Origin of the sequence: Pseudomonas sp. NPDC087615, from assembly GCF_044743445.1 — a bacterium.
GTDB lineage: Bacteria > Pseudomonadota > Gammaproteobacteria > Pseudomonadales > Pseudomonadaceae > Aquipseudomonas > Aquipseudomonas baetica_A.
The window spans coordinates 1-17,027 of sequence record NZ_JBIUWM010000027.1 but is presented as its reverse complement, the minus strand read 5'-3'; the positions used below and the strand labels follow the sequence as shown (position 1 = coordinate 17,027).

The following is a 17,027-nucleotide window of genomic DNA, read 5'->3' as shown; positions in this document are numbered from 1 at the left end:
TTATGTGCTTTCGCGGATTTTCAGTTCGAAGCCCATGTCCTCGACTGGACGCGCCACGCTGTTACCCGCCATCAACGTCAGCATCTGCTCCGCCGCCCGCCGGCCAATCGCTTCACGCGGGGTATTGATGCTGCTCAGGCGCGGCACCATGTGTTCGGACATCGGCAAGTCGTTGAAGCCCAGAATTGCCACTTGCTCGGGAATCCTGATGCCGTTGCGCAAGGCCTCAAGCAATGCGCCCTGCGCCAGGTCGTCGTTGCCGAAGAAGATCGCATCGACATCCGGGTGCGCCGCCAGCAATTGCAGGAACAGTTCACCGCCTAAGCCAACAGAGGAGGAGCGCGGTGTCAGCACTTCCAGATCCGGGTCATAGCGGCCGGCCCTCTGCAAGGCTTTGCGAAAACCTTCACCGCGCAACAACGTGCGTTGATCAAGTTGCGCGCCGATGTAGGCCAGACGCTTGCGCCCACGAGACAGCAAATGCTCGGCCGCCGTTTCACCTGCACTGAGCTGGGAGAAACCGACGCAATTCACCCCGGCGGCGCTGTCCAGCTCCATCATGTACACGCAGGGAATATTGCTGGCTTCGATCATCCGCCGTGAACTTTCGGTGCGATCAAACCCGGTCAGCAGCAAACCGCGTGGCCGATAAGCCATGTAGTTGCGCAGCAGGTTCTCTTCTTCATCACGGGAATAGTGGAAGTTGCCGATCAGCACTTCGAAGCCCTTGGGCGTTAACACCCGATGAATGGCTTCCAGCGTATCGATGAACAACAGGTTGGACAGCGAAGGCACCAGCACCACCACTGAATGGCTCTGGGCCGAGGCCAGGGCACGGGCGGCGGGGTTGACGACGTAGTTGAGTTCGAGCGCGGCTTTCTGGACTTTTTCGACCAGTTCGGTGGCCACGGTGCTGACCCCACGCAACGCGCGGGAGGCGGTAATCGGGCTCACGCCGGCCAGGCGGGCAACTTCATTGAGGGTGGGACGGCCGGTGGTGCGGGTATTTTTATCGTTTTTAGGGGTGGTCATCGGGCGGCTTGCCAAACAAAAATCAAGGCACTAAGGTAGCGCTGTCCTGATGCAGCTGCAAATGCGTGAGCGAGATCCTGCCTGATCCTCGCTTTTTGGCATCGTGAACAAACCTGCTGCAACCCAAAAAAACGACAAGAAGGCGTCGGCAACTTCTGCCTGTGCACTAGAGTCATAGCTAGCAAAGGTAGCGCTGTCTGCGCGCTGAGGTGTTATATGAGTCATCCCATCACCGCCCTGGTCATCATGGGCGTTGCCGGTTGCGGCAAGACGTGCGTCAGCGAGGCCCTGTGCCAATTGAGCGGCGCCACTGCCATTGAAGGCGATACTTTTCATCCGGCCGCCAACATCGAAAAGATGAGCGCGGGGATCCCCCTGAACGACGAAGACCGTGCCGGCTGGCTCGACAGCCTGTGCGATGAACTGCGTCGCGTTGATGCCCAAGGCCAGCGCCCGGTGTTGACCTGCTCGGCGCTTAAACACAGTTACCGCGAAGTATTGCGCAGTGCCTTGCCGGGCCTGGGTTTCGTGTTTCTTGAACTGACCCCTGAAGTCGCCGCCGAGCGTGTCTCCCACCGCCCGGGCCACTTCATGCCGGCCACGTTGATCGAAAGCCAGTTCGCCACCCTCCAATCGCCGGTCGGCGAGCCGTTGACCCTGGCGTTGAATGCTTCGATCCACAGCGTTGAAGAACTGGCTGAGCAGGCTCACGTCTGGTGGCAGGCCCACGGTCTGAAACCGGCGGTATGAGTGTGTTCAAGCAGATAGCGCTGTCCTCACGACTTCTGATCAACCCGCTTTAATAACAACAACAACCAGGAGACACCCCTAATGTTTGGCATGTCCCACGACTCGTTCCTGCTGCTCGATGCAGTGGTCACGGTAATCGGCCTGATTATCCTGATCACCAAGTTCAAGATTCACCCGTTCATTTCCCTGACCATCGCGGCTGCGTTCCTTGGCCTGACGTCCGGCATGCCGATCGGCACCATCATCAAGGCGTTCCAGGACGGCTTCGGCGGCGTGCTCGGTTTTGTCGGCATCATCCTCGCGCTGGGCACCATGCTCGGCAAAATGATGGCCGAGTCGGGCGGGGCAGATCAGATCGCCCAGACCCTGATTCGCGCGTTCGGCAAGGACAAGGTCCAATGGGCCATGATGTTTGCCGCGTTCCTGGTGGGCATCCCGCTGTTCTTCGAAATCGGCTTCGTGCTGCTGATTCCGCTGGTGTTCATCGTTGCCCGTCGGACCGGCGTGTCGATCATCAAGATCGGCATCCCGCTGCTCGCCGGCCTTTCTGCCGTGCACGGTCTGGTGCCACCGCACCCTGGCCCGCTGCTGGCCATCGGCGTGTTCGGCGCGGACATCGGCAAGACCATTCTTTACGGTTTGATCGTCGCGCTGCCGACCGCCATCATTGCCGGCCCGATCTTCGGTACGTTCATCGCCAAGCACATTCCGGGTCACCCGAATCAGGAACTGGTCGATCAACTGGCCCGTGAAACCGATTCGGCCAAGCTGCCGAGCTTTAGCATCACCCTGATCACCGTGCTGCTGCCGGTGTTCCTGATGCTGCTGAAAACCTTCGCAGACGTGGCGCTGCCGGACGGCCATTTCTTCCGTACCTGGATGGACATGATCGGTCACCCGATCTCGGCGCTGCTGCTGGCGTTGCTGCTGTCGCTGTACACCTTCGGTCACAAGCAAGGCATCGGCTCCCAGCAGATTCTCAAATGGCTGGATTCGAGCCTGGCGCCAACGGCCGCGATCATCCTGATCATCGGTGCTGGCGGTGGCTTCAAGCAGATGCTGGTCACCAGCGGCGTGGGCGATGTGATTGGCCACATGGCGGTCAGCGCACAGATATCGCCGATCCTGCTGGCGTGGCTGGTGGCAGCGGTGATTCGTGTCGCTACCGGTTCGGCAACCGTGGCGACGATCACCGGCGCAGGCATCGTGGTGCCGGTGGTCGGGATGATCCCTGGCGTTAACCGTGAACTGCTGGTGCTCGCCACCGGTGCCGGTTCGTTGATCCTGTCCCACGTCAATGACGCCGGTTTCTGGCTGGTGAAGCAATACTTCAACATGACCGTGGCCGAGACGTTCAAGACCTGGACGGCGATGGAAACCATCCTCTCCATCGTCGCGTTGGGCTTTATCCTGCTGTTGTCGCTGTTCGTTTAAGCGAAGCATCAGGCACAAAAAAACCGCAGCGATGCGGTTTTTTTGTGGGTGGATTTTATGGATTACACAAAACCAGTGTGGGAGCGGGCTTGCTCGCGAACGCGTCGTGTCAGCCGATATCAATGCTGACTGACCCACCGCTTTCGCGAGCAAGCCCGCTCCCACAGGGGGATATGCGTTAGGCGGTAGTTTTCGGAGCCAGCCCATCCGCCCGGAACATCCCCCGAATCCCGCGTACAGCCTGACGAATCCGGTCCTGGTTTTCGATCAGCGCAAAGCGCACATGGTCATCGCCATACTCACCAAACCCAACCCCCGGCGAGACACAAACCTTGGCCTCGGCCAGCAGCTTCTTGGCGAATTCCAGTGAACCCAAATGCATATAAGCCTGGGGAATCTTCGCCCAGACATACATTGAGGCTTTGGGGTTTTCGACCATCCAGCCCAGTTCATGCAGGCCCTTGACCAGCACATTACGTCGTTGACGATATTGCTCGGCGATGTCGAGCACGCACTGTTGATCGCCTTCCAGCGCCGCAATCGCGGCCACTTGCAGCGGCGTGAAGGTGCCGTAGTCGTGGTAGCTCTTGATCCGCGCCAAGGCGTTGACCAGTTCCGGGTTACCGACCATGAACCCGATACGCCAACCGGCCATGTTGTAGCTCTTGGACAGGGTGAAAAACTCCACCGCGATGTCCTTGGCGCCCGGCACCTGCATGATCGACGGCGCTTTCCAGCCGTCGTAGACGATGTCGGCGTAAGCCAGATCGTGGATCACCAACACGTCGTACTGCTTGGCGAGGGCGATCACTCGCTCGAAGAAATCCAGCTCCACACATTGCGCGGTCGGGTTGGACGGGAAGCCCAGAATCATCATTTTCGGCTTCGGGATCGATCCGCGAATGGCCCGTTCCAGCTCAGCGAAGAAGTCCACACCCGGCACCAGCGGCACTGAGCGCACCTGGGCGCCGGCAATCACCGCGCCGTAGATGTGAATCGGGTAGCTTGGGTTCGGCACCAGCACCGTGTCGCCCTGATCCAGTGTGGCCAGCATCAAATGCGCCAGGCCTTCCTTGGAGCCGATGGTGACGATGGCTTCGCTTTCCGGGTCGATATCGACCTCGTAGCGTTGCTTGTACCAGTTGGAAATCGCCCGGCGCAGGCGCGGAATGCCCTTGGACGTGGAGTAACCGTGGGTGTCGTCACGCTGGGCGACTTGCACGAGTTTTTCGACAATGTGCGGCGGCGTGGCGCCGTCGGGGTTGCCCATGCTCAAGTCGATGATGTCTTCACCACGACGCCGCGCGGCCATCTTCAGCTCGGCGGTGATGTTGAAAACGTAAGGGGGGAGTCGATCAATGCGCGCAAAGCGGCGCGGCGAACCTTGTTCAGCCATTGTTGCCTCGGATAACGTAAGCGCCCGGAACCGTCCGAGCGACGCTGGTCACTGCGGTGACCTGTGGCGGAAGATAAGGTCAGTGATGGCATACTGTCCAGCGCGTTTTTTAACAATTTTTGCCCAAGGAAAATGGTTGATGGAATTCACCAGCGGCTTCTTGCTGAGCCTTTCGCTGTGCCTGGACATCGGCGTGGCCAACATCGCCATGATCACCCTGGCGATGCAGCGCGGATACTTTCAGGGCTTCGCATTGGGCCTGGGCACCTGCGTCGGCGACCTGGTTTATGCGGTGCTGGCACTGGCCGGAATGACCGTGCTGCTGCAATACGAAACCGTGCGCTGGGTCCTGTGGGTCGGCGGGTCGGCACTGTTGATCTACTTTGCGGCGAAGATGATTTACTCGGCGATTCACCACCAAGCGCTGCTCGCTGAAACCGCTGAAGTGGGACAGAACTCCCATCGCAAGGAGTTCTTCCGTGGGATCTTTCTGGCGATGTCCTCGCCGAGCGCGATTCTCTGGTTCGCGGCGGTGGGGGGCACGCTGATCGCCCGTTCCGGTGGCAATGGCCCGCTCAGTTCGGCGCTGTTCCTCGGCGGGTTCCTCTGCGCCGGGCTGCTGTGGTCGGCCGGTTTGTGCTTCGCTGCAAGCCACGGTGGCAAGCTGCTTGGCGACAAATTGCTGCGTTACTCCTACATGGCATCTGCAGCGATCTTCTGCTATTTCGCGGTGTACGTGATCGTATCGGGCTATAACGAGTTTGTCGGTTCGGGCGCCGTCGAGCAGTTGCACGCGCTGTAACCGTGCGAATCGGTTTGGGCTTTCTATACTCATCAGCCGAACCCCTTTTTTGTTCCAGGAGTCGAATCATGGATGAGCAAACACGCGTCGAAGTGGCGCAACCTCGCTTCGAAAATGGACACTTCCTGCTGATCGCCGGGCTGGGCGGACGGTTTACTCAGGACACCACCGAGGGCATCCCGCAGCTTTGGGAAAAGTTCATCCCGCACCTCGGCGAAATTCCGGGCCAGAAAAATGAAGTGACCTACGGCATCTGCTGCAATCCTGATGGCCAGGGTGGTTTTGAGTACATTGCCGGCGTTGAGATCAGCAAGCTTGACGATCTGCCGGAGCAATATCGCTGGGTCGAGGTTCAGCCCCAGCAATATGCCGTGTTCGAGCACAAAGGTTCACTGGATCAGTTGCCCGCGACCTTTCAATACATCTGGAAAACCTGGCTGCCGCAATCCGGGCGCGAAGCCGCCGATGCGCCGGAATTCGAGCGATACAGCGAGGATTTCAACCCCAGGCTCAATGCCGGTACGCTGGAAATCTGGCTGCCACTCAAGCACTGAAATCACTGCGCCGAGGCCGGTCACTGACCGGCCTCGGTGTTTGTGCTTTATGCTTGACAGCCTTGTTTCCACTGATTTTCGAGCTGCCATGAACACCCTCATCCGTAACGTCACTGTCGCCGACCTGGATCGCTGCTACGCCATCGAAACCGTTGCCTACGAAGGCGACGAAGCCGCCACCCGCGAGAAGATCGCCACCCGCATCGCCACCTGGCCGGATGGCTTCATCGTTGCCGAGGTGGACGGGGTCGTCGCAGGCTTCGTCAACTCGGGCGCGGCGTTTGATGTGCAAATGTCGGATGAGGCGTTCAAGGAACTGATCGGCCATGACCCGGCGGGACCGAACGTGGTGATCATGTCGGTGGTGGTGCATCCCGACTATCAGGGCCAGGGCCTGGCCAAGCGCTTGATGGCGGAGTTCATCGAACGTATGCGCGGGATGGACAAGGCGACGATTCACCTGATGTGCAAGGAAAAGCACATCGCGCTTTACGCCGGGTTCGGCTTTGCCTACATCAAACCGTCGGAATCCGACCACGGCGGCATGGCGTGGCACGAGATGATCCTGACCCTCTAAAAAACGCGCACCCCCCCTGTGTACAAGCGGGCTTGCTCGCGAAGGTGCCGTTTCAGTCGATATCTACTTGGCTGACACACCGTATTCGCGAGCAAGCCCGCTCCCACAGGGGCAAGGGGTGGTTTGGAGTGCTTAGTAAAGTGTGTCACGCACTCGCTTCGGTGCTTCGCGGTCGTAGCTGTCCGCGTCGAACTGGCCGTCACTCAGGCGCTTGTGAAAGGCGCCCGCACTCGGCAGGGCAGAGCGCGGTAGATGCGTTTGAGGATTCCACGCGTCCGAACGCACAAGCGCTTTCGAACAGTGGAAGTACGCCGCTTGCACGTTCACCAGCAACACCGTTTTCGCCGGTTTGCCGTTCACTGCAAAACTCTCCAGCAACGCTGGCTCAGCACTGATAGACGCCGTGCCATTGACCCGCAACATCTCGCCAATCCCCGGAATGATGAACAGCAGCGACACTCGCGGATCGTGCAGCACATTACGCAACGTATCAATGCGGTTGTTGCCCGGGCGATCCGGCAGGGCCAGCGTGCGCTCATCGATGATTCGCACAAACCCCGGCGCATCACCGCGTGGTGAATTGTCGAGGCCTTCGGCGCCCACCGAGCTGACGATCACCAGCGGCGAGACCCGCACCATCGCCTGATAGTCTTCGTTGAGAAAAGTGATCTGCTTGCGCACTGAACGCTCGTGAGGCAATCCGTAAATGGCTTCCAGTGCTTCGATTGAATCGATCATCGTGCATCCCCTCGATGATTTAGAAGAACAGCCCCATGCGTCGCTCGTAGCCGATCCGGCCCTTGTACGCTTCGCCGCTGTCGACGAAACCGTGTTTGGCGTACAGCGCGATGGCGGCGTCGTTGTCGGCGTCCACTGACAATTCCAGGCCTTTGATTTCCGGCCACGCCTGGCGCGCGACCTCCGGCAACGCTTGCAGGCATGCCTTGCCGTACCCCTTGCCTTGGGCCCGATGATCGACCTGCAAGGCATGCAACGTGGCGCTGTGTTCATCGGCCCAGGCCGGTAAAACCGGTGGGCGCTTGAGCAACAGGAACGCTACTGGCACTTCGTCCGCCAACAGCGCAAAACCCTTCACGCCGGGCGCCGGTTTCGACAGCAAAGTGTGCAAGGCACCGTGGATATCACCGGAGAATTTGATCTGCTCGGCGCGAATTTCAATGGCCTCGACCTGCTGGCGCTGCAAGGCGTTGAGGCTGTCGTAGGGCACGAGTTTGGCTGACACGGGAATTTCCTTTTTCCTACAAAGATGAGCCCCGGATTCTAGCGACTTTGCCCATCTCGGAAATTTTTTGTTTCGTCTGTCGATCTACCGATTCGCCGAACGACTAAAGGTGTCTTCACAACAAAAGATGGATAGGTGCCCCGGCTCGCCTATCTTCATGTTCGAGGAAATCGCCATCGAACCATCAGAAGCCCTGATCTTCAGCCATAGTTGATCCGTTCGAATCAGGAGAACGCCATGAAATATCTATGCCTGGTTTACAGCGATGAGCGCTTGTTGCACTCGTCGCCAGACAGCCCCGAAGACGCGGAGTGCTGGGCCTACGCTGAGTCGATTCAAGGCAGCGGGCGGATGGTCGCCGCCGAAGCGCTGGAGTCGGTGCAGAGCGCCACCACGGTACGCATGCGCAACGGCAAGTTGTCGATCACCGACGGCCCGTTCGCCGAAACCAAGGAGCAGTTGGCCGGTTTCTACCTGATCGACGCCAAGGATCTCAACGAAGCGATCCAGGTCGCCGGTAACATTCCGGCGGCGCGGGTCGGCAGCGTTGAAGTACGCCCCGTGCGCCAATTGAATGTCTGAGATCAGGGCGCGGGTTGAACAGGTCTATCGCGAAGACTCGCGGCGGATTCTGGCGACGCTGATTCGTCTGCTCGGCGATTTCGACCTCGCCGAAGAAGCCTTGCACGAGGCGTTCTTTGTCGCGGTCGAGCGCTGGCAGCATGACGGCGTGCCGGACAATCCGCGCACCTGGCTGGTGTCCACCGGGCGCTTCAAGGCGATTGATGTGTTGCGCCGGCGTGCGCGTTTCAAGGCTTCTCAGCCGTTGCTGCTGGCGCAACTCGAAGCGTTGGAGCAGGCCGACTGGAGTGGTGAAGATGTGGAGGACGATCGCTTGCGGCTGATCTTCACCTGCTGTCACCCGGCGCTGGCGGCGGATGCGCAAGTACCGCTGACCCTGCGCGAAGTCTGCGACCTGACCACCGAGGAAATCGCGCGCGCATTCCTGTCGGCGCCGGCAACGATTGCCCAGCGCATCGTCCGCGCCAAAGCGAAGATCCGTGATGCAAAAATCCCTTATCAAGTTCCCAGCCTGAGCGAATTGCCTGAGCGCCTCGACAGCGTGTTGCGGGTGATTTATCTGGTGTTCAACGAAGGTTATTCGGCGTCGATGGGCGCCGAACTGATCCGCGAGGACCTGACCCGTGAGGCCATTCGGCTTGGGCGCTTGTTGATGGAGTTGCTGCCGGAACCCGAGGTCATGGGGCTGCTGGCGCTGATGTTACTGCACGAGTCACGCAGACCGGCGCGCACCTCGCCGAACGGGGAGTTGGTGCTGCTGAGCGATCAGGATCGCTCGCGTTGGGATGCCGGGTTGATTGCCCAAGGCTGTGCGCTGGTGGAGCGTGCGCTGACTACGCGGCGGTTCGGGCCGTATTGTCTGCAAGCAGCAATAGCGGCGGTGCATGCCGAGGCGGGATCGGCAGGGGAGACGGATTGGCAGCAGATCGTCGGGCTGTATGACGTGCTGTTGCGGGTGCTGCCGTCGCCGGTGATCGAGTTGAACCGGGCGGTGGCGGTGGCTCAGCGTGATGGGGCATTGGCTGGGTTGAGCTTGGTCGAGGGGATTCTGGATCGTGGCGAGTTGCAGGACTACCACTTGGCGCATTCGGCGCGGGCGGAGTTTTGTCGGCAGTTGGGCAAGGTGGAAGAGGCGCGGGTGGCTTATTCACGGGCGCTGGAATTGACGCGGCAAGCGCCGGAGCAGCGGTTCATTGAAGCGCGGTTGCTAGCGCTGGACTGATCCGAACGGGACGCTGGCCATACCGGCCTCTTCGCGAGCAAGCCCGCTCCCACAGGGGATCGGGGTGGTCATGGAATTTGGGGGTTGCGGTGAAACCGGGTGGGAGTGGGCTTGCTCACGAAGGCGGTGTGTCAGGCAGCAGCAACGTTGGCTGATCCTGCGCTTTCGCGAGCAAGCCCGCTCCCACGGTGGATCGGGGTGGTCATGGAGTTTGGGGGTGGCGGTGAAACTGGTGGGAGTGGGCTTGCTCACGAAGGCGGTGTGTCAGGCAAAAGCAACGTTGGCTGATCTTGCGCTTTCGCGAGCAAACCCGCTCCCACAGGGGATCGGGGTGGTCATGGATTTTGGGGCTGGCAGTGAAACTGGTGGGAGTGGGCTTGCTCACGAAGGCGTTGTGTCAGGCGCAGCTACTTTGGCTGATCTTGCGCTTTCGCGAGCAAGCCCGCTCCCACGGTGGATCGGGGTGGTCATGGAGTTTGGGGCTGGCGGTGAAACCTGTGGGAGTGGGCTTGCCCGTGTATGGCCGCCACGCTATTCCAGCATCTTGCTCAATAACCAGCTCCCCGCTGGCCCCGGCGGATGCAGCCGCGACCACAAAGCATCGACAAACACCGGTTTCGGCCAGCCGCGCACGTTCAGTTCCACCAGCGTGCCGTTGCCGAAACGCCCCACCAGCCAGCGCGGAAGCGGTGCCCAGCCGAAGCCCATTTCGGCCATTTCCATCAGCATCAGGTAACTGGGCGCCGACCACACACGGCCTTTGGCGCGACTGTCGTATGGATTGACGATCGTTGCCAGGCGCAGTTCGCGATGTTGTTCCAGGATCGCTTGATCGATGTGCTTGAGCGTCGTCAGCGCATGCTCACGGCTGACGAACAGGGCGATATCGGTGCGCTCGGCGACGGTGGAAGCCAGCAGGTCCGGCGGGTAACTGTCTTGCATCTCGGCAAAGGCCAAATGTGCCCGACCACGCTGCACCAGTTCGATCAAGTCGTCGCACTCGGCAATCAAACACTCCAGTTCCATATCCGGATAACGCTGCTCGAACCCGATCAACGCCGCTTCAAAACGCGCTGATTGATAGGTGTCGGAAATCGCCACGGTCAGCTTTGGCTCCACGCCTTGGGACAATTGTCGCGCGGTGATTTCCAGGCGGCTGCTGGCCGTGAGAATCGCCTCGGCCCGTTGCAGCATCACATGGCCGGCCGGAGTGAGGGTCGGCTTGCGGCTGCTGCGATCGAACAGCTGCAGATCCAGATCGATCTCAAGGCTGGCCACCGCTGCACTGATGGTCGACTGACTGCGCCCCAGTTTGCGCGCCGCCGCCGAAAACGAGCCTTGGGTCGCCGCTTGAACAAACGCCAACAACACTTCCTGCGAGATCATCAACTATCGCCTTGATCGATGGTTATTGGTTATGAAGTATCGGTTTGGCGTTGGATCATGGCAACCAACTTCACTCAAGGAGTCAGGTCATGACTGCCAACAAATCCATCACTGAACGTATCTTGCAGGCTGTCGGTTTCGAACTGTTGGCCATTGTGATCTGCACACCGTTGCTGGCGTGGATCATGCAAAAACCATTGCTCGACATGGGCGCGGTGACGGTATTGATCGCATTGCTGGCGCTAGGTTGGAACGTGGTGTTCAACCGCTTCTTCGACCGCCTGCTTGAGCGCATGAACATTGCGCGCAACGCTTGGGTGCGAGTGGTGCACGCCTTGTTGTTCGAGGGAGGCTTGATCGTGATGGGTGTGCCACTGATTGCCGGGTGGCTGTCGGTCAGTTTGTGGCAGGCGTTTTTGCTCGACATCGGCGTGTTGCTGTTCTTTCTGCCGTACACCTATGTGTATCACTGGGGTTATGACGTGGTGCGCGAGCGTTTGCTGACGCGCAGCACCTGTGAGGGGTGAAAGCCTGAAGTCGCAGCTCACAAGGCTGCGATTTCAGGACCCCAGGGTTTAGAGAAACATCCCGCCTGAAGCCTCAACCCGCTGGCCATTGATCCACTGCCCACCCGGTGACAACAGCAACGCCAACGCACCGCCAATGTCATCCGGCTGCCCGGCACGGCCCAGCGCGGTATTGCTGGCGACCATGGCGTTCACCGCCGAGTTGTCGCGCACTGCGCCGCCGCCAAAATCGGTTTCGATGGCGCCCGGCGCGAGGATGTTCACGCCGATCTGCCGTGCCCCCAACTCCTTGGCCTGATAGCGGGTCAACACTTCCATCGCACCTTTCATCGCGGCGTAGGCGCCGTAACCCGGCAGGCTGAAGCGGGTCAGGCCGCTGGAGATGTTGATGATGCGCCCGCCATCGTTGATCAGCGGCAGCAATTGCTGGGTCAGGAAGAACGGCCCTTTCAACTGGATATTCATCAACCGGTCGAACTGCTCCGGTGTGGTTTCGGTGAACAGGGCGTGCACGCCGATGCCGGCATTGTTGATCAGGAAATCAAAGCGCTGACGGTCAAAATGTTTGAGCGCTTGCTCGACCTGCGCGGCGAAATCGGCAAAGCCTTCGCTGCGACCCACATCCAGTTGCAGCATCACGGCGTTGGCGCCGAGTTGTTCCAGTTCAGTCACCAGCGCTTGGGCTTCATCGGCGCGGCTGTTGTAAGTGCCGATGATGTCGATGCCCTGCGCGGCGAGGTGCAGGGCGGCGTTTTTGCCCAGGCCACGGCTGGCGCCGGTGATCAATGCGATTTTGCGGTTCATGGGACTTCCTCAATGGCGGTGAGTGGATGGAGCAAAGTTTATTTATCCGCCCTTAGGTGATAAACAGAGCTAAACCGGAATCACTGGTCGAATAAACCGAACAATCAGCGAGTGCCCCCGATGAACAAACTGGAACTGCTGCGCACCTTCGTCCGGGTCAGCGAACTGTCGAGTTTCACCCTCGCCGGGGAGAGCCTCGGCTTGCCGCGTTCTACCGTGTCCGAGCATGTGCAGGCGCTGGAAACGTTGCTTGGCACGCGGCTGCTGCAACGCACCACGCGCAAAGTGCAGGCAACACAGGACGGTTTGGTGTTGTACGAGCGGAGCAAGGATCTGCTCTCGCACATGGACGAGATCGAAGGGCTGTTTCGTCAGGACGAGGCCTCGCTGACGGGGCGGATTCGCGTCGACATGCCGAACATCCTGTCTCGGCGACTGGTCATGCCGCGCCTGCCGTCGTTCATGGCGCGCCACCCCAATCTGGAGCTGGAAATCAGCAGCACCGACCGCCGGGTCGATCTGCTCAGCGAGGGTTTCGACTGTGTGGTGCGGATCGGTGCGCAGCCCGATCAATCCGTGGTGGCCCGGCATCTGGGCGACTTTCCCATGATCAACTGTGCCAGCCCCGCGTATCTGGCGCGCTACGGCGTGCCGCAGACGCTGGAGGATCTGGCGCAGCATCGGCTGGTGCATTACGTCGGCGTTTTGGGGGCGCGTTCGGAGGGTTTTGTCTACGAGGAGGGCGGCCAGGTCCGGCGTTTGCCGATGGCTGGCAGCGTGACGGTCAACAGCACCGATGCTTACGAGTCGGCCTGCCTGGGTGGTTTTGGTCTGGTGCAGGTGCCGCGCACCGGCATGCAGCCGCATCTGGATAACGGCGAACTGGTGACGGTGCTGGCGCAGTACACCGCGCCGGCGATGGCGATTTCGTTGCTGTATGCGCGGCAGCGGCATCTACCGCTGCGCGTGCGGGTGTTCATGGATTGGCTCGGTGAGGTGATCCGTTCCACTCTCTGACCTACATCGCTCTTTGTGATGGGCTGAAAAAAGTGGATCAGTAATCTCCGCGTTTACGAAACGCCCAGCGCCCGGCAATCACGGTAAACGTCGCCACCAGCGCCACCAATATCCAGAACCCTTGCGGGTCTTGCGACAGCGGCACGCCCCCCACATTCATCCCGAAGAACCCGGCAATGATGTTGATCGGCAGTGCCAGCACCGTCACCACGGTCAGGGTGAACAGCGTGCGGTTGCTCTGTTCGTTGAGGTTGGCGGCGATCTCTTCCTGAAGCAACTTGATCCGCTCGCCGAGGGCGGTGAGGTCGTTGATGATCAGCGCAAACTCCTCGGTGGACTTGCGCAACTCCTTCACGTCCTCCTTCTGCAACCACGGCGGCGGACGGTTGAGCAGGCGCAGTAAAGAGCCGGGTTCGAGCGCCAGTAACCGTTGCAAGCGCACCAGTACGCGGCGATTGGCGCCGAGTTCGGCGCGGTTGGTCGACAGTCGCGAAGAGAGCAATTGATCCTCGACCTGATCGACGCTCATGCTGGTCTTGCGCACGATCTGGGTCAGCACTTCGCCCTGGTCGCGCAGCAGGTGTACAAGCAATTCGGAGGGCGAGCGAAAGCGTTCGCCGGCCTTCACCGACGAGCGCAGTTTGTCCACCGAGTGCAGCGGTTGCAGGCGCGCACTGACGATCAGTTTGCTGCGCACGCAGACCCACAGCGTCGACACATCCGACGACACCATGCTGCTGAGGTTGAACACCACGTCGTTGACCACCGCCAACAGCGCCGAGTCGACATGCTCGATGCGCGTCGAACGCGAGCCCTCATGCAACGCTTCAAAAAACTCTTCAGGCAATTGCAGATGGCTTTTCATCCAGCGCTCGCACGCGGCGTGAGCCAGATTGAGGTGCAGCCAGAGGAATTCATCGCTGTCACTGTCACCTTGCAGACAGCGCAATGCAGTGGCCGAATCGATTTCGCGGCCGCGTTCACCGGGCAGAAAACGGAAGCCGTAGAGCAAGCCAAACAAGTCCGGGTCGCGATGACTGATATCGAGGCTGTGGTTCATGGAGGCTCGCTGCGAGGAGGGCGGTTGGCGCAGGGTTTACAGGTTCACCTGAAGGGCATCATCGCAATGTCACATGACGTTTGCGTGACAAAAAAGTGACGTCAAATCAAAGCACTACCGGCGGTCGGGAATATCTCAAGAACTGCTCTGGAGCGCCGATCACACGTACGTTAGGTTGCGCGCCGTTGGCCAAGCCACGGTTCGCCGACAGGGAAGTCCGGCCACTTTTCACGCCTGAAACGGGCGTGCCTCATCCCTGCCATGAGTACCTGCAATGCTGCAAAAATCCCTGAGAGCGCAAATTCTCGCCCTGCTGAGCGGCAGTCTGCTAGCGATGCTGTTGATCGCGCTGGCCTGCTTTCATTTCCTGTCCAACGGCGTGCAGAGCTACAGCCAACTGATTGCCGGCCCGTTGCACACCTCGCAACTGATCGACGAAGCCAACCTGCAATTCAAAGTGCAGGTGCAGGAATGGAAAAACGTCCTGCTGCGCGGCAAGCAACCGGCGGATCTGAGCAAGTATTGGGGGCAGTTCGAAGATCGTCAGCGCGATGTACAGAACATCCTCGGCGAATTGGCCAGCCAGAAAAGTATTGATCCCGGCTTGAAAACCCGTATCGAACGTCTGCGTGACGAGCATCGCCAACTCGGCGCCGCGTATCAGAAGGGCCGCGATGCCTATGTGGCCGCCGGTGGCGATCCGGTTGCCGGCGACAACGCCGTCAAAGGTGTCGACCGCGCCGCCAGCGATCAGATGAGCGAACTGGTGGCCGAGTTGCGCAAGCAGGGCAGCGAACAGTCGGCATCGATCAGCGCCGAAGCCGATCGCACCGTGTGGCTTGGGCTGTTGGTGATGCTCGCGTCGGGCCTGCTGATCGGTCTGTTGAGCCTGTGGCTGGTCAACCGCAACCTGGTCGAGCCGATCCGCAAGCTGATTGATTACGTGACGCAGTTGAGTCGCGGCAAACTGGCCGAGCGTGTGGTCAGCGACCGTCAGGACGAGTTGGGCAACCTGGCGGCTGCCGCCAACACCCTGCGTGATTTTCTCGCTGAAACCTTCACTCGCCTGCAACGCAGCGCCAGCGATCTGGACAGCGCCAGCGGCGAGTTGAACGCCATCGCCACCACCATGGCCGGCGGCACCAACGAGCAGTTCAACCGCACCGATCAGGTGGCCACGGCAATGAACGAAATGTCCGCCACCGCCCAGGAAGTAGCGCGCCACGCGGCTGACGCTGCGCGTGCTGCCGACGATGCCGACCAGTCTGCCCAACAGGGTGAGAAGGTTATGCAGAGCACCATCCGCTCCATCACCCAAATGCGCAGCGAAATCACTAACACCGCCACGGTGATCCGTCGTCTCGAAGCCGACAGTGGCCGTATCGGCAAAGTGCTGGAAGTGATTCGCGGCATCGCCGAGCAGACCAACCTGCTGGCGCTGAACGCGGCAATCGAAGCCGCGCGGGCCGGTGAGGCAGGGCGCGGTTTTGCTGTGGTTGCTGACGAAGTGCGCAACCTGGCGCAGCGCACGGCGGAGTCGATCATCGAGATCAATCAGATCATCCAGAACGTGCAGACCGGTGCTGTGGACGCCGCGCAAGCCATTGACAGCGGTCAGGCGCGCAGCGATGAAAGCGTCGAGCAAGTCACTCAGGCAGGCGCGATGCTGGAGCGCATCACCCACGCCGTAGAAGCGATCCGCGACATGAACCGCCAGATCGCCACAGCGGCCGAAGAGCAGACGTCGGTGGCCGAGGACATCTCGCGCAACCTGACCGAGATCACTTCGATTGCGAGCACCAACCTCGACAACGTGCAGCGCACCGAAAGCGCCAGCCAGAACCTGCACGGCCTGTCCGGGCAACTGAACGAAGTCACCGCCCGCCTGAGCGCCTGACTCGTTGACTGTGTACCGGATCGGATACCGAGTCGGTACACAGTCGATCTCAATTTGCGGCGGCCATGGTCGATGACCGGTTATCTATAACCGGCATTGGAGCATTCCCATGGTCAGCATCAGTTCTGTATCGATCAATCAAACCCTCACCACGTCGGCCAGCAAAACGTCGATCAGCGATGTCAGTGAAGACACCTCCACCACGGCGTCGGCCAGCACCGGCACGACCGCTGATACCCGCACAGTCGCAGCAGGCGGCGCTGCGCAGGCGGGCGACAGCAGTTCCAGCAGCAGCGAAGAATCGGATTCGGTGACAGAACTGCGCAAGCAAATTGCCGAGTTGCAAAAGCAGTTGCAGGAAGAGCAGCAAGCGCTGAAAGCGGCCCAAGCGAAGCAGGACAGTGCTGATGCCAAGGCTGCCGACGTGGCTACCGCACAAGCACAAGTGGCCGCGACTTCAGCTTCACTGCAAACCGCCACGGCGTCGTTGTTGCAGGCGTTGCAGGAATCGGATTCGAGCACATCCGGTTCGCTGGTCAGTACCTCCGCCTAAATGTGGGAGCCTCACCGCCAGCCACAAACTCCATGACCACCCCGATCCCCTGTGGGAGCGGGCTTGTGTAGTGGTCAACTAATTCCGGACACCTCAATAGGTGATTTTGACGCCATCGCCCGTTCGTAAACGGTCGGTGGCAGATATCCCAGTTTCGAGTGCAGCCGTTCGTTGTTGTAAAACCCAACGAT

The 17,027-nt window shown here is 60.1% G+C and carries 18 protein-coding genes; 11 read left to right on the top strand and 7 right to left on the bottom strand.

The features are described 5' to 3' along the window. A complete protein-coding gene (locus tag ACIOU6_RS15110; protein WP_401137503.1) occupies window positions 1-1,032 on the bottom strand; it encodes a LacI family DNA-binding transcriptional regulator in 1,032 nt (343 codons plus the stop codon). A 216-nt stretch (window positions 1,033-1,248) separates the two neighbouring features. Here ACIOU6_RS15110 and ACIOU6_RS15105 point away from each other — a divergent pair, with 216 nt between their 5' ends. Together ACIOU6_RS15105 and ACIOU6_RS15100 are read left to right on the top strand one after the other, a co-directional pair. After that, complete coding sequence (locus tag ACIOU6_RS15105) at window positions 1,249-1,782, top strand: gluconokinase (protein ID WP_221730740.1); 534 nt, start codon at window positions 1,249-1,251, stop codon at window positions 1,780-1,782. 81 nt (window positions 1,783-1,863) lie between these two features. Continuing rightward, window positions 1,864-3,216: a GntP family permease gene (locus ACIOU6_RS15100; RefSeq protein ID WP_221730741.1), complete on the top strand. Its 1,353-nt coding sequence runs from the start codon at window positions 1,864-1,866 to the stop codon at window positions 3,214-3,216. Between the two features lie 178 nt (window positions 3,217-3,394). Here the strand turns inward: ACIOU6_RS15100 and alaC are convergent, their stop codons facing one another. Next, entirely contained in the window at window positions 3,395-4,612 is a 1,218-nt protein-coding gene (gene alaC, locus ACIOU6_RS15095; protein ID WP_221730742.1) for an alanine transaminase, read from the bottom strand. Window positions 4,613-4,751: 139 nt separating this feature from the next. On the opposite strand from alaC, the gene ACIOU6_RS15090 reads away from it, so the two are divergent. The 3 genes from ACIOU6_RS15090 (at window position 4,752) to ACIOU6_RS15080 (ending at window position 6,545) form a co-directional block, all read left to right on the top strand. Further along, the gene (locus ACIOU6_RS15090) at window positions 4,752-5,414 is read left to right on the top strand and encodes a LysE family translocator (protein ID WP_401137498.1); all 663 of its coding nucleotides are present in this window, start codon (window positions 4,752-4,754) and stop codon (window positions 5,412-5,414) included. Between the two features lie 68 nt (window positions 5,415-5,482). After that, window positions 5,483-5,968 (top strand): GyrI-like domain-containing protein, encoded by a 486-nt coding sequence (locus ACIOU6_RS15085; protein ID WP_221730744.1) that lies wholly within the window; start codon window positions 5,483-5,485, stop codon window positions 5,966-5,968. 88 nt (window positions 5,969-6,056) lie between these two features. Next, entirely contained in the window at window positions 6,057-6,545 is a 489-nt protein-coding gene (locus ACIOU6_RS15080) for a GNAT family N-acetyltransferase (RefSeq protein WP_221730745.1), read from the top strand. Between the two features lie 132 nt (window positions 6,546-6,677). Here ACIOU6_RS15080 and ACIOU6_RS15075 read toward each other — a convergent pair whose 3' ends face one another. After that, entirely contained in the window at window positions 6,678-7,283 is a 606-nt protein-coding gene (locus ACIOU6_RS15075) for a pyridoxamine 5'-phosphate oxidase family protein (protein WP_401137494.1), read from the bottom strand. A gap of 19 nt (window positions 7,284-7,302) precedes the next feature. Next, window positions 7,303-7,788 carry an N-acetyltransferase gene (locus ACIOU6_RS15070; RefSeq protein WP_221730747.1) on the bottom strand — a complete coding sequence of 162 codons (486 nt, stop codon included), beginning with the start codon at window positions 7,786-7,788 and terminating at the stop codon, window positions 7,303-7,305. Between the two features lie 237 nt (window positions 7,789-8,025). Here ACIOU6_RS15070 and ACIOU6_RS15065 point away from each other — a divergent pair, with 237 nt between their 5' ends. Continuing rightward, entirely contained in the window at window positions 8,026-8,370 is a 345-nt protein-coding gene (locus ACIOU6_RS15065) for a YciI family protein (protein ID WP_401137491.1), read from the top strand. Next, window positions 8,363-9,592: an RNA polymerase sigma factor gene (locus ACIOU6_RS15060; protein WP_401137489.1), complete on the top strand. Its 1,230-nt coding sequence runs from the start codon at window positions 8,363-8,365 to the stop codon at window positions 9,590-9,592. Before ACIOU6_RS15065 ends, ACIOU6_RS15060 begins: the two co-directional genes overlap by 8 nt. 531 nt (window positions 9,593-10,123) lie before the next feature. On the opposite strand, the gene ACIOU6_RS15055 is transcribed toward ACIOU6_RS15060, so the two are convergent. Further along, window positions 10,124-10,978: a LysR family transcriptional regulator gene (locus ACIOU6_RS15055; protein ID WP_339430919.1), complete on the bottom strand. Its 855-nt coding sequence runs from the start codon at window positions 10,976-10,978 to the stop codon at window positions 10,124-10,126. A gap of 89 nt (window positions 10,979-11,067) precedes the next feature. Here ACIOU6_RS15055 and ACIOU6_RS15050 point away from each other — a divergent pair, with 89 nt between their 5' ends. Next, complete coding sequence (locus ACIOU6_RS15050; RefSeq protein WP_221730750.1) at window positions 11,068-11,505, top strand: multidrug/biocide efflux PACE transporter; 438 nt, start codon at window positions 11,068-11,070, stop codon at window positions 11,503-11,505. A 48-nt stretch (window positions 11,506-11,553) separates the two neighbouring features. Here ACIOU6_RS15050 and ACIOU6_RS15045 read toward each other — a convergent pair whose 3' ends face one another. Beyond that, complete coding sequence (locus tag ACIOU6_RS15045; protein ID WP_401137484.1) at window positions 11,554-12,309, bottom strand: SDR family NAD(P)-dependent oxidoreductase; 756 nt, start codon at window positions 12,307-12,309, stop codon at window positions 11,554-11,556. 120 nt (window positions 12,310-12,429) lie between these two features. On the opposite strand from ACIOU6_RS15045, the gene ACIOU6_RS15040 reads away from it, so the two are divergent. Further along, window positions 12,430-13,326 carry a LysR family transcriptional regulator gene (locus ACIOU6_RS15040; RefSeq protein ID WP_339495409.1) on the top strand — a complete coding sequence of 299 codons (897 nt, stop codon included), beginning with the start codon at window positions 12,430-12,432 and terminating at the stop codon, window positions 13,324-13,326. Window positions 13,327-13,363: 37 nt separating this feature from the next. Here the strand turns inward: ACIOU6_RS15040 and ACIOU6_RS15035 are convergent, their stop codons facing one another. Then, entirely contained in the window at window positions 13,364-14,386 is a 1,023-nt protein-coding gene (locus ACIOU6_RS15035) for a transporter (protein ID WP_221730753.1), read from the bottom strand. A gap of 274 nt (window positions 14,387-14,660) precedes the next feature. On the opposite strand from ACIOU6_RS15035, the gene ACIOU6_RS15030 reads away from it, so the two are divergent. Both ACIOU6_RS15030 and ACIOU6_RS15025 read left to right on the top strand, forming a co-directional pair. Next, complete coding sequence (locus ACIOU6_RS15030; RefSeq protein WP_221730754.1) at window positions 14,661-16,283, top strand: methyl-accepting chemotaxis protein; 1,623 nt, start codon at window positions 14,661-14,663, stop codon at window positions 16,281-16,283. A 109-nt stretch (window positions 16,284-16,392) separates the two neighbouring features. Then, complete coding sequence (locus ACIOU6_RS15025; protein ID WP_401137480.1) at window positions 16,393-16,836, top strand: hypothetical protein; 444 nt, start codon at window positions 16,393-16,395, stop codon at window positions 16,834-16,836. Window positions 16,837-17,027: the final 191 nt, after the last annotated feature.

Coding starts and splice junctions, on each gene's coding strand:
- ACIOU6_RS15035 (WP_221730753.1), bottom strand. CDS start 14,386: ATGAACCACAGCCTCGATATCAGTCATCGCGACCCGGACTTGTTTGGC.
- ACIOU6_RS15090 (WP_401137498.1), top strand. CDS start 4,752: ATGGAATTCACCAGCGGCTTCTTGCTGAGCCTTTCGCTGTGCCTGGAC.
- ACIOU6_RS15055 (WP_339430919.1), bottom strand. CDS start 10,978: ATGATCTCGCAGGAAGTGTTGTTGGCGTTTGTTCAAGCGGCGACCCAA.
- ACIOU6_RS15085 (WP_221730744.1), top strand. CDS start 5,483: ATGGATGAGCAAACACGCGTCGAAGTGGCGCAACCTCGCTTCGAAAAT.
- ACIOU6_RS15105 (WP_221730740.1), top strand. CDS start 1,249: ATGAGTCATCCCATCACCGCCCTGGTCATCATGGGCGTTGCCGGTTGC.
- alaC (WP_221730742.1), bottom strand. CDS start 4,612: ATGGCTGAACAAGGTTCGCCGCGCCGCTTTGCGCGCATTGATCGACTC.
- ACIOU6_RS15100 (WP_221730741.1), top strand. CDS start 1,864: ATGTTTGGCATGTCCCACGACTCGTTCCTGCTGCTCGATGCAGTGGTC.
- ACIOU6_RS15045 (WP_401137484.1), bottom strand. CDS start 12,309: ATGAACCGCAAAATCGCATTGATCACCGGCGCCAGCCGTGGCCTGGGC.
- ACIOU6_RS15060 (WP_401137489.1), top strand. CDS start 8,363: ATGTCTGAGATCAGGGCGCGGGTTGAACAGGTCTATCGCGAAGACTCG.
- ACIOU6_RS15030 (WP_221730754.1), top strand. CDS start 14,661: ATGCTGCAAAAATCCCTGAGAGCGCAAATTCTCGCCCTGCTGAGCGGC.
- ACIOU6_RS15110 (WP_401137503.1), bottom strand. CDS start 1,032: ATGACCACCCCTAAAAACGATAAAAATACCCGCACCACCGGCCGTCCC.
- ACIOU6_RS15080 (WP_221730745.1), top strand. CDS start 6,057: ATGAACACCCTCATCCGTAACGTCACTGTCGCCGACCTGGATCGCTGC.
- ACIOU6_RS15075 (WP_401137494.1), bottom strand. CDS start 7,283: ATGATCGATTCAATCGAAGCACTGGAAGCCATTTACGGATTGCCTCAC.
- ACIOU6_RS15040 (WP_339495409.1), top strand. CDS start 12,430: ATGAACAAACTGGAACTGCTGCGCACCTTCGTCCGGGTCAGCGAACTG.
- ACIOU6_RS15025 (WP_401137480.1), top strand. CDS start 16,393: ATGGTCAGCATCAGTTCTGTATCGATCAATCAAACCCTCACCACGTCG.
- ACIOU6_RS15050 (WP_221730750.1), top strand. CDS start 11,068: ATGACTGCCAACAAATCCATCACTGAACGTATCTTGCAGGCTGTCGGT.
- ACIOU6_RS15065 (WP_401137491.1), top strand. CDS start 8,026: ATGAAATATCTATGCCTGGTTTACAGCGATGAGCGCTTGTTGCACTCG.